Genomic DNA, 11167 nt, shown 5'->3' with positions numbered 1-11167 from the left:
TAATTATATATATTTTTTTTAAATTCCCAAACCAAAAACCAAAAAACAAAACATAAAAATTTTTATTAAGGAGAAAAAAATGGCATTCGTAAGATTATCAAATGGAAATCATCCAAGACTTATGGTTGATGTAAATAACGCATTAAACTATAAAGACACTCAAACAGGTGAAATTAAGCAAAGACAAGTTGCTACTGCTTTAGTTGATGTGATAGAAGAGGCTGGAAAAGTTGTTGGAATGGATAAGGGAGCTGTAACAGCTTCTTTTAAAGTAAATAATGAATGGAAAAATTACTTTGTAAGAAGAGATAAAGAAAATTTCAACATTGTTTTATTACCAACAGATCCGCAAGAAAGAAGTAATAGAGATAACCATATCTTTATTAATAATAACTGGAATGAAGAAACTGACAGATTTTACTACACAATCAATGATAAAAGAGAAGCTGGAAAAGCTTTAGTTGAAGGAATTGGAATTAGCGAATTTCAAAACCAAGATGGTAGCAAAAGTTTTTATCTTGACACAAACATTAAGCTTACTAATAAAGAAATTAAAGAAGAGTTAGAAAAGATTAAACTTGAAAAAGGTGATGGCTATCTAGCTATTGTTAGAAGCACTGGTTTTGAGATAAAAAATGAAGCCGAAATGAAAGAGCAAAAAGCAAAACAACAAGATGGTTTTTCTAAAGAACAAACAATAGAGCAAGAAACTCAAGTTCCAAACAAAGAAAAAGATATCGAAAGATAAATTTTACACCCTTATTACAAGGGTGTAAAACAAATAAAGATAAAAGGTAAAAGATGAGATTGTTTATAGCGGAAAAACCTGAACTTGGTAGAGCAATTGCAGAAGGCTTAGATGGTAATGTTAAGAAATTTGAAGGTTATATTCAAAAAGGCGATAATTTAATTACTTGGGCTTTTGGTCATATATTGAGATTAGCAACACCTGAATTTTATAATGAAAAATGGAAGTTGTGGAATTTAAATGATTTGCCTTTGGATATTAAAGAATTTAAATATATTCCTATAAATAATAGCAAAAAACAATTAGAAATTATCTGCAAATTGATTAAAAATGATCAAGTAGATAGTATTGTTCATTGCGGTGATGCAGATGATGAGGGTCAAATTCTTATTGATGAAATTATTCAGTATTCAAAAACAAAAAAACCTGTTTTTAGAGTTTTAATTAATGATTTAACTCCAAAAGCAGTTAAAGCTGAAATTTCTAAAATGAAGCCGAATTCTCAATTTAAAGGAATGAGTGAAAGAGGATTTGCAAGAAGTCAAGCTGATTGGATTGTAGGTATTAATCTTACAAGAGCTTATACAAGTGTAGCACAGCAAAAAAGTGGTTTTAGAGAAGTTCTTACTTTAGGAAGAGTTCAAACTCCAATTTTAGGGCTTATAACAGCAAGAGATAATGAATATGAAAATTTTAAAAGCATAGATTATTATTCATTGCTAGGAAAATTTGAAATAAATGGAAAAGTATTTAATGCAAGATTAAAAACAGAAGAAAAGATTATCGATGAAAATATTGCTAAACAAATAAAAGAAATCAACATTAATAAAACGGGGTTAATTAGTGTTTTTAAAGAAAAAAAGAAAGAATATCCCCCTTTGCCTTATAGTCTTTTAATTTTGCAAGCAGAGTGTGCTAAATTATATGGTTATTCACCTGATAAAACATTAGAAATCACTCAAAATTTAAGAGAAAAATATAAAGCCATAACTTACAATAGATCAGATTGTCAATACTTACCTGAAACAATGTTTGAACAAGCTCCAAATATTTTAAATTCTATTAAATCAAATATAAAAAATAATGATAGTGATTTAAGTTTATTGCTTGAAAAGAGTGATTTAAGCATTAAAAGCAAAGCTTTTAATGATAAAAATATTTCCGCTCACTATGGAATAATACCAACTCAAAACAATTTTGATTGTGGGCTTTTAAAAGAAGAAGAAAAGAATATCTATATTTTAATAGCAAAAAGATTTGTGATTCAGTTTTTTAAACCAAGAGAATATGAAGTTACAAATCTTGAGATACAAACTTATGATAAGAGTGTATTTAGCATTTCTCAAAGCAAAAATATTAGCGAGGGTTTTAGAAAATTTTTCAAGCAAAGTGATGAAAAAGACAATGAAGATACTAATAATCATTTAGACATTTCACTAATAGAGAATAATAGTGTTTGCAAAATTAAAGATATTGAAATAGAGAAAAAGCAAACAAAACCGCGTCCTTATTACACGATGGATTCTTTATTAAAGGATTTAAATAGTGTTGCTAAATATGTGAAAGATGAAAAAATAAAAAAATTACTAATTGAAAAAGATAAAGACAAAAAAGGTGAAAATGGAGGTATTGGAACACCTGCTACTAGATCAACTCATATTAAAAATTTAATTGAGCAAGGATATATTGAGGTAAGTAAAGATAAAAAACAAGTTGTTAAATCTACCAAAAAAGGAAGACTCTTAATATCTTTAGCACCTGAAACTCTTAAATATCCTGATATGACTGCTTTATGGTTTGAGCAACAAAAAATGATTGAACAAGGCACAATAAAAAAAGAAGATTTCTTACAAAATATATTAAAGGAGGTTAATAGTGAAATTTTGAAAATAAAAGAAAATGGGAGTATGAATCAATTCTCACAATTATCAAAAGAAAAACAATATAGTTGCCCTGAATGTAAAAATGGTTATTTAATAAGAAGAAAAAATACAAAAGGGACTTATTGGTGGGGATGTAGTGAGTATAAAAATGGTTGTAAGTTTATGTGTTTTGATGAAAAAAATAAGCCAAAATTAAAATAAGGAGATGAAAAAATGAATGAAGTAGTATTATGTGGTTTTCTTGGTAAAGATTGGGAAGTATCTCAAGGAAAAAAAGAACTTTTAGCAAAAAATAGTTTAGCAATTACGACTATTACTAAAAAAGCAAATGAGGAAATAAAACACACAGATTGGATTCCTTTGGTTGTTTTTGGAACAAATAGGGTAAATGCTTTAGCAAATTACTTAAAAAAAGGAGATAAATTTTTATGCAAAGGAAGGATTTTTACTTCAGTTTATGAAGATGAAAATCAAAATAAAAGAACTGGTTTTCAAGTTATAGTTGATAATTTTGAATTTGTCCATCAAAAAGAAAAGCAAAATATAGATCACCAAGCAACTAAAGAAGATAATTCTGTTGAAAATTTTGCTCAAACAGATAATACGGAAGAAGAAGTATTTTAATAAGAACTAAAGAGGGTAAAATGAAATCAGTACTATATAAAAAATCTTTAAAAACAAAATATCCAAAAAAAAGGATATTAAGAAAAATCTTGTTGTCTTTTTTATTAAGTTCATCTTTAATAAATCAAACACATTCAAGTATTATTTTTGACAATGTAGATAGTGAGATTGAAATATTAAGTAAAAAAATTATTTCATCAGCTAATACTGATAATGAAATTTTACCTTCAAGCACCCAAAACACAAACACTATTCAATCACAAGAAACACAAGTTAATGAAGCTAGTGAAATTATAAAAGAAGAAAAAGATAGCAAAGAACTTAGTGAGCAAGAAATCTATGCTAAATATGCAAAAATAAACAAAGAAATCAGAAGTATAGATAAAGAATTAAGTAATAATTCAAACAATAATGAATTAATTGCTAAAAAAGAACAACTAATTCAAGAAAAAAATAATCTTGATAATAATTTAAAAGAAATTAATAATGAAGAAGATAATACAAATTTTCAAGAACAAACTATAAGAAAAGCAAAAGTAAAAACTCATCGCATAATCTCAAGAGAAAAACCAAATGTTAAAAGCAAACAAGTAGAAATTTATAGAGAAAATAGAATATTAGATATTGAAAATATCATAACTAATGAAACAGGCACTAAGTGGGCTAAATTAGCTAATAAAGAAGAGTATATTTCAGCTAAGTGGCTTGAGTTTTATGATAAAGAAGTTATCAAAGAACACACTCATACTAATTTTAAAGACAAAAAAATTATTAAAAAACCTTTTGAAACTGTTTATCTTGAAAACCCTACAAATGCAAACTATTATAATGAAAATTTAAAAACACAAAAAGCTTTAAATGATAGTAAAAAAGATGATAATTTAAGCAAAGAAGATCAAGAATTTTCAAATAAAGTAATGAAAGTTATTCAGACAGCTGGTGCTATTTATGATAGTGAAGATAGCAAAAGCAAAGAAGAAATTGTAAAAAATATGGCAAGTTCTTATTTAAATGCAAGTGCAAATGAGTTAGTTAAAGAATTTATTGATTCATTAAATACTTCTATTAATACAGATTTTTCATTTAATTACAATGAAAGAAGCGGTTTTAGTGGTAATGCTAAAGCACTTTTACCTATTGTAAGTGAAGATAATCCAAAAATATCTTATTTTTTACAAAGTGGTATAGGCGAATTTGCTAATGATAGAACCATAGGACACTTTGGTGGGGGTATAAGGTTTTATCCAAATGCAATAGCTTTAAATAATTCAGGTAATATTATGTTAGGACTAAACTCAGTCTATGATCATGATTTTAGCAGAGGGCATAAAAGAATGTCTTTAGGTGCTGAAGCTATGGTAGATACACTCGCATTTAATGCAAATGTTTATCAAAGATTGAGTAACTGGATAGATAGCTATGATTTTGATAAAGATTATGTGCAAGAACGCCCTGCAAATGGCTGGGACGCAAAAATAAAATATGCCTTTCCTTCTCTTATTAATGTTTCAGTTTTTGCAAAAATGGGACAATGGTATGGCGATAAAGTAGGTATTTTTGGAGCAAATAGCGTTGATGATTTAGAGAAAAATCCATTAATATATGAAGGAGGAATTTCATATTCTCCATTCCCTGCATTAACTTTTACTTTAAGTCATAGCAGAAGTGCAGAGAGTTCTAAAAAGAATACTTCAATTAATGCAAATATTAACATACCACTTGATGAAAAAGCTATGAAATTAGCATTTGAACCAAAACTAGCAGGAATTAGTAATACTATTGAAGGCACTAGAACTCAATTTATTGATAGAGATTATTCTATGGTTCTTGAATATAGAGCAACTCCAAATAAGTATCATATTTCTTATTGTGGAGATTTAGGTAATGATAAACATTGTATATTGTTAAAAAATGGCTTTGATGAAGTAGTAAAAAATACTCCTATGAGAGTTACACCAACTCATTCTTGTGTAGTATTTGAAAAAGGTTTTGACTACACTACAGATAATAGCGGAAAAGTTTATGTGCAAATTATTCGTTCTTGCACTCCAAAAACTGATTTAAATGCAGTAGCTGGCGAAGCAAATGGTAAATTTCCTATTTCAATTATAAAACTTGATTTTAAAATTAAAGCAGATCCTGAAAAAATAGAAAGATTTGAAGAAAGTCTTATCACTTTAGCAGGTGGAAACTTAGCTAATAATTTAAAAGTTGTTTGGAGATTAATAGGAAAAGGCGAATTAATTAAAACAAATACTTCAGATACAACTGATAACAATGGTAATGCTACTATCAAATACAAAGCTGATGATACTATGAAAGACAAAGAAGAAGTTAAAGTTATTGCTAGTGTTAATGGAGTTGAGTTTAAAGCACCTGTGCAAATTATGGTATTTGGTAATAACGATAATGATTTAAGTATTGATAAAGAAGTTATAGGAAATAAAGAAATAGCAATTGCTACTTATAAAAATTTACGCCCAAACAAAACTAATGTAAAGTGGAGATTAGAGGGCGAGGATAAAGCTTTATTTATCTTAGAAAATGAAAATAAAAGCTCTACTGCTAAAGAATTACAACTTATTGCAGATAATAAAGGCGAAAGTAAAGTTAAAATCGTAGGCTTAGAAAATAATGGTAAGGTAAAAATCTTTGCTAAAAATACTAATGATGAATTAGTGAGTGAAAAAAGCAAAGAATTAGAGGTTAAAAATTATAAAGCCACTATGATTTTACCAACTCACAAGCACCCAGTTACAAATGCTTTATTTGAAAATGGAACAATTGATTATGTGAGTGAGTTTGAAGTTAAACTTACTGGATTAATGCCAAATACTAAAGTAGAATGGATAGCAAAAGATATTAATAGTGGTAAGAAAATTAGAATTAGTAATAACAAAGAAACTACTTCAAATGAAAAAGGCGAAAGCAAAGTAGTATTTGAAGCAATCAAAGATTATAATGTAAAAAATTTAGAAATCACAGCTATTTATAATCAAAGTATCGCAAATAAAATTGAAGTTAAAGATAATATCAAACTTTATCAATATTCTTTAGCAATGGATAGTGAAAAAGATAAGCTTGACGCTTATGAAAATGGCTTACCTACAAAAGATTTAGTTTTAGATAAAACTGAAGTTAAAGTTACGGGAGGAAAGCCAAATGAAAAAGTAGAATGGGATTTAACTGGCGATGCCACATTAAGCAATCAAGAACTAAGCTTTGATCAAAATGGAGAAGCTAAAGCCTTATTAACTTCAAAAACTCCATTTAAAACTCCTATCAAAATTGTTACTTCAGGTGTAGGAAAAAATTCAAATAAAACTATTGTGTATGATTTAAGAACCTTCACACCAGTAATAACATATCCAGTATTTAATTCTACTCTTTATGGCAAACACAATAATACAATAGATTATGATACAGATTATTCAATTTTAGTAAAAGGACTTTTACCTGATAGCATAATAGAACCTATTACAAATGGAGTAATTAAACCAAAAAGCGATAGTGTGCAAGTAAATAACAAAGGCGAAGCGACAATTGCTTATCACAAGATAAGTGATTTTAAAATTAAAAAAATAAAACCACAATTTAAATATATTAAAAGTGGAGATACTAAAGAAACCTTTACTATGAATGATATTAATTTATATCAATACAAATTAAGCATTTCAAGTGATAAAACTGAACTTGTAGGCGATGAAACTTTCAAAGTAACAGTCAAAGGCGGAAAACCAAATGCAAGTGTAGAATGGACTTTAAGTGGAGATGGAAAAATTAACTCAAAAGATAGCAAATTTAATGCTAAAGGCGAGGCTTATTTAAATGGTCAAGGAAAATCACCCTTTAATAACAACATAAATGTGGTTTTTAATGCTTTAAATCAAAGAATGAATAAAGCGTTAGCAATAAAATCTTATTCTGAAGTTCCTGTTGATGTAAGTGCTTTTGCTAATTATACTTGTAATGGCTATGAGCTAACTTATCAGCCTATAAACTTAGGAGATTATGCTATACCAAACACAGATAAAGTAAAATCAGTTACAATTAAATGGAAAGGTGCAGTTGATGATAGGTTTGGTATAACCATACATGACACTTTTGTAGATGGTAGAATTTTTCCTTATGAGTGGATTGATAATTGGTATCAAGGAAATGTAAAAGTTAAATGGAATAAAGTTAATAAAATTAATATAAAAGCAGGAGCTATTAATACGGCTGCTTGGCAATGTTATGCTAGAGGAATACAAATACATTTAAGGTTTAATTATGATGAATAAATGGATTTGATTTTTGCACTTAAAATTGAGTGAATAAGTATTTAGCCTATAAAAAATTAAATTTTATATAGGCTATTTTAAAATTCATGTGATTTTTAAGGTAATTTCAAGTGCAAATAAGTGGGCTTTATGTATTTATTATTTAAATCTTCAAACTTATATATGCCGTTGTTTTGTTTAGATAAATAAACACACTGATCTTGCTGAAACAATCCTATTCCAAAATAATTAGATAAAAAAGGTTTTTTTCCATTACCTCTAGCTTCATAATTCCAACAATGTGTAATTTTTTGAATATTACCATTATAGGCAGGAGTGTATGTTACTTTAATATTTGCATTTCGTGCGTCTTCTATGCTTTTATACCCAAAAAGAGTTATAGCAGTCATACTTCCTATGTGAGTCATTGTAAAAGTAGAATATCCTTCTGAATAATATCCTTCTTCTTTTCCATCAGATTCTGGGCTTCCCAATTCATACACAATATGCCCTGTAGATTCTCCAAGTATCCCTCTCATCTCATAAACACTAATTTTAGCACTAGCTTTTAATACTTGATTAAAAGCTTTAGCTTCCACATTAATGCTGTTATTAAAGGGTTAATTATTTTAAACTAGAAAAATCATGCCTTTTTTGATATAAACAATCTTTATTTTATTACAAGGAAATATTAATGATATATGCTTATATAAGAGTTAGCACCGATAAACAAAACACTGAAAATCAAAAATTTGAAATACTTCAGTGGAGCAAAAGAAATGAAATTAAAATCAATTACTTTGTGCAAGAAGTTGTTAGCGGAAAAATAGCAATAGATCATAGAAATTTAGGAAGATTATTTAAAAAATTAAAAAATGGAGATTCATTAGTTGTCACAGAACTTTCAAGACTAGGAAGAAGTCTTTTAGATATTATGGAGAAATTAAACTGGTGCATTAAAAATAATATCACTATATATTCTATCAAAGAAAATTTTGCTCTTAATGACAATATCAACACAAAAGTAATTGCTTTTGCTTTTTCTTTATCAGCCGAAATCGAAAGACAATTAATTTCACAAAGAACTAAAGAGGCTTTAGCTAGAAAAAAAATGGAACGATAAATTTTAACAAAATATTCTAAAATTTATATTAATTATTTGTATGTGTAATTAATTATTAAGTGTTTGTTTTATTCTAGTTTTTATTCTATCCCAAATTTGGTATAATAAAGAAATTAAAAAAATTATAAAAAATATCACTTATTTTATATCTAATTAATACTTTTTAGATATAATTTCAATATCATTAAAATATAACGAACATATTTAAAAAATATATCAAGGATATGAAATGAAAAAAGTAGTTTTAGGGTTAGCTTCTCTTAGTCTTATTGTTTTTTTAGGTGCTTGTTCATCAGAGCCTAAGTCTATGGAATATTTTAAAGACTCCAAAAATGAAAAAGAATTAAAAGATACTTTAAAATATTGTAAAGATAATAGAGACTCTATACTAAAAGATAAAACTTCAAAAGAATATATAGAATGCGAAAATGCTTTTAGAGCAGATATAGGTAAATCAATGGGGAAAGAGCCTTTGGATTCTAAAGAGCTTTTAGATGAAGGTAGAGAAAAAGCAAATGCTTTGTTTGACTAAATAGGAGTGAAAAATGAGTAGTGTTTAGCTACTCATTTTTATATTTAAACAAAATACATAAAATGTATTTTAATAAAAATTAAATAGTTTATAGCTAGTAATATATTTTCTTAAATAAATCTTCTTTTAGTATTTTTTTTGATATTAACCATTTTATATTTTCTAATATGTTTTTTTTATCATATGATTGTGGATGTTTTTTTGGATATTTTTGTAAAAAAAATGATACTATATCATCTGCTGACATTTTATTACGTAGCACTAATATATGCAATATAGTTGCTACAACTTCAAGTTGTTTTATATCTTTCATGCTATTACAAAATTCGCAAGCCATAGGAATATAATTTTTAATTTTTTCTATTTTCTCGATGTTTTTTTTGCTCGTAATTTCTTTAAGCATAAGTTCTGAAATTTTTTTACCATCTTTTTTTGTTTTTTTGTAACCATGAAATTCAAAATATTCAGTTACTTCTTTTCGAACTATTTCTACAAGATGACAATATGGGCCAAATTTATAAGACTCAAATTTAAAAAATTCTTTTTTTGAAAAAAAAATTAAAAAAAATATCGCTTTTTGTGCTATAAGCTCTTTATGAAATTTTAATTCGCTTTTTATTTTTAATCCATTCATTACCTCAAGAAATATATAATGCGATACTGAAATTTTAGGAGGTCTTGATATTTTTTGCGATGATTGGAAATTATTTATGGGTTCATATATTAAAATACTTGTATTATTTGATAAATCAGATAGATAAGTCTCAATTAAAGATTTTACATCTTTCCAATTAAGACCCCCGTTACCACAGCCAAGAGGAGGTATGGCTATGGATTTAATATTTCTTTGAATTATCTCGTTTTTTAACGACTTTAAACCGGATTCTATATATTCAATTTTTGCTTTTTCTCTCCAATTTGCTTTAGTTGGAAAATTAATAATTGTTTTACCATTTTCTTCAAATATAAAAACTTTTCCTATATTTATCTCTTTGTTTTTACAAGCTTTAACATAAGCTTCATAATTCAATGGGAACTTCTTTTTAAATTGATATGCAATACCTTTACCCATAAGCCCATTAAGATTAACAGTATTTACAAGCCCTTGTTGTTTTGAATTTAGTAAGTCTCCTATTGTATATTTAATATTACTCATTTTTTTTATTTTTTTTATTTTTTTTATTTTCTGCTGTCAAAAAATCTTTTTCATCTATATGGAATTTACCATTTAACTCTTTTTTCATTTTTTCAAATTGACCAACTTGAGCAGAAGGAACCCAAATGCATTGAATATTCTCATGCGTTATGGTTCCTAGATATAAAGCTTCACTCATACACATTTGTTTGCAAGCTTCATCAGTATAATCTCTTTTATCTATTAATGCCCAATCTATCTTCTCAAATCCTTTGTCCCAATTGTAAAGTTTACCTGAATTATTTTCTGTTGAATTATTTTCTGTTGAATTATTTTCTGTTGAATTATTTTCTGTTGAATTATTTTCTGTTGAATTATTTTCTGTTGAATTATTTTCTGTTGAATTATTTTCTGTTGAATTATTCAGAGGATGTCCAACTATTATTTTACAATTATCTTTTACAGTACTTCGAGAAACACAAATGTATGCAAAATCTTCATCAGGATTGGATTTTCTTACACTACCATCATAAGGGCCATTTGGTATAAAATGAAATGGAATATACTTAGTAAGCCCCATTTCTTCTCTTTTATTAATAATATCAGGATTTGCTGTATCTTCGAAATTTTCTTCGTTAAGACAACTTCTTGGTTTTAAACCATTTTTAAGTATACTTTCCACATTTTTTATTGGTGTTAAATGAAACAAAAGTTTTTTATCTTTTGCACTTATTATATCTGTCTTTTTATCTTTAATTTCTAATGAACTATCCATTTTAGTGCCTAATTTTTATTTACTGTTATTATATCAAAGATATGTAAAAGCATGATTAAATTTATCACATTTTCACCTTAATAAT

The 11167-nt window shown here is 26.9% G+C and carries 9 protein-coding genes; 6 read left to right on the top strand and 3 right to left on the bottom strand.

Annotated elements, in window-relative coordinates; all coding sequences use genetic code 11:
* The first annotated feature begins 79 nt into the window (after nucleotides 1–79).
* From CAMP18497_RS07000 to CAMP18497_RS06985, 4 genes are read left to right on the top strand one after another with little or no spacing between them, the layout of a single operon-like run.
* The gene (locus tag CAMP18497_RS07000; RefSeq protein WP_337213439.1) at nucleotides 80–748 is read left to right on the top strand and encodes a hypothetical protein; all 669 of its coding nucleotides are present in this window, start codon (nucleotides 80–82) and stop codon (nucleotides 746–748) included.
* A gap of 53 nt (nucleotides 749–801) precedes the next feature.
* Nucleotides 802–2832, top strand: coding sequence for a DNA topoisomerase 3 (locus tag CAMP18497_RS06995; protein WP_263703077.1), 2031 nt, complete (start codon nucleotides 802–804; stop codon nucleotides 2830–2832).
* A 12-nt stretch (nucleotides 2833–2844) separates the two neighbouring features.
* Nucleotides 2845–3255 carry a single-stranded DNA-binding protein gene (locus tag CAMP18497_RS06990; RefSeq protein WP_257911284.1) on the top strand — a complete coding sequence of 137 codons (411 nt, stop codon included), beginning with the start codon at nucleotides 2845–2847 and terminating at the stop codon, nucleotides 3253–3255.
* Nucleotides 3256–3275: 20 nt separating this feature from the next.
* A complete protein-coding gene (locus tag CAMP18497_RS06985; RefSeq protein WP_337213436.1) occupies nucleotides 3276–7538 on the top strand; it encodes an inverse autotransporter beta domain-containing protein in 4263 nt (1420 codons plus the stop codon).
* Between the two features lie 95 nt (nucleotides 7539–7633).
* On the opposite strand, the gene CAMP18497_RS06980 is transcribed toward CAMP18497_RS06985, so the two are convergent.
* Nucleotides 7634–8116, bottom strand: coding sequence for a hypothetical protein (locus CAMP18497_RS06980; protein WP_337213434.1), 483 nt, complete (start codon nucleotides 8114–8116; stop codon nucleotides 7634–7636).
* A gap of 95 nt (nucleotides 8117–8211) precedes the next feature.
* On the opposite strand from CAMP18497_RS06980, the gene CAMP18497_RS06975 reads away from it, so the two are divergent.
* Both CAMP18497_RS06975 and CAMP18497_RS06970 read left to right on the top strand, forming a co-directional pair.
* Nucleotides 8212–8640, top strand: a complete 429-nt coding sequence (locus tag CAMP18497_RS06975) for a recombinase family protein (protein WP_337213431.1) — start codon at nucleotides 8212–8214, stop codon at nucleotides 8638–8640.
* 229 nt (nucleotides 8641–8869) lie between these two features.
* Nucleotides 8870–9172 carry an EexN family lipoprotein gene (locus tag CAMP18497_RS06970; protein WP_337213429.1) on the top strand — a complete coding sequence of 101 codons (303 nt, stop codon included), beginning with the start codon at nucleotides 8870–8872 and terminating at the stop codon, nucleotides 9170–9172.
* Between the two features lie 94 nt (nucleotides 9173–9266).
* On the opposite strand, the gene darG is transcribed toward CAMP18497_RS06970, so the two are convergent.
* Nucleotides 9267–10328, bottom strand: coding sequence for a type II toxin-antitoxin system antitoxin DNA ADP-ribosyl glycohydrolase DarG (gene darG, locus CAMP18497_RS06965; RefSeq protein ID WP_337213427.1), 1062 nt, complete (start codon nucleotides 10326–10328; stop codon nucleotides 9267–9269).
* Complete coding sequence (locus tag CAMP18497_RS06960; protein WP_337213425.1) at nucleotides 10321–11082, bottom strand: DarT ssDNA thymidine ADP-ribosyltransferase family protein; 762 nt, start codon at nucleotides 11080–11082, stop codon at nucleotides 10321–10323. The genes darG and CAMP18497_RS06960 overlap by 8 nt, the downstream gene beginning before the upstream one ends.
* Nucleotides 11083–11167 lie beyond the last annotated feature (85 nt).

The organism is Campylobacter sp. W0066.1 (assembly GCF_024723635.1).
GTDB classification, from domain to species: domain Bacteria; phylum Campylobacterota; class Campylobacteria; order Campylobacterales; family Campylobacteraceae; genus Campylobacter_D; species Campylobacter_D lari_C.
This window is presented reverse-complemented; position numbering and strand designations above follow the sequence as displayed.

Coding starts and splice junctions, on each gene's coding strand:
- CAMP18497_RS07000 (WP_337213439.1), top strand. CDS start 80: ATGGCATTCGTAAGATTATCAAATGGAAATCATCCAAGACTTATGGTT.
- CAMP18497_RS06995 (WP_263703077.1), top strand. CDS start 802: ATGAGATTGTTTATAGCGGAAAAACCTGAACTTGGTAGAGCAATTGCA.
- CAMP18497_RS06990 (WP_257911284.1), top strand. CDS start 2,845: ATGAATGAAGTAGTATTATGTGGTTTTCTTGGTAAAGATTGGGAAGTA.
- CAMP18497_RS06985 (WP_337213436.1), top strand. CDS start 3,276: ATGAAATCAGTACTATATAAAAAATCTTTAAAAACAAAATATCCAAAA.
- CAMP18497_RS06975 (WP_337213431.1), top strand. CDS start 8,212: ATGATATATGCTTATATAAGAGTTAGCACCGATAAACAAAACACTGAA.
- CAMP18497_RS06970 (WP_337213429.1), top strand. CDS start 8,870: ATGAAAAAAGTAGTTTTAGGGTTAGCTTCTCTTAGTCTTATTGTTTTT.
- darG (WP_337213427.1), bottom strand. CDS start 10,328: ATGAGTAATATTAAATATACAATAGGAGACTTACTAAATTCAAAACAA.
- CAMP18497_RS06960 (WP_337213425.1), bottom strand. CDS start 11,082: ATGGATAGTTCATTAGAAATTAAAGATAAAAAGACAGATATAATAAGT.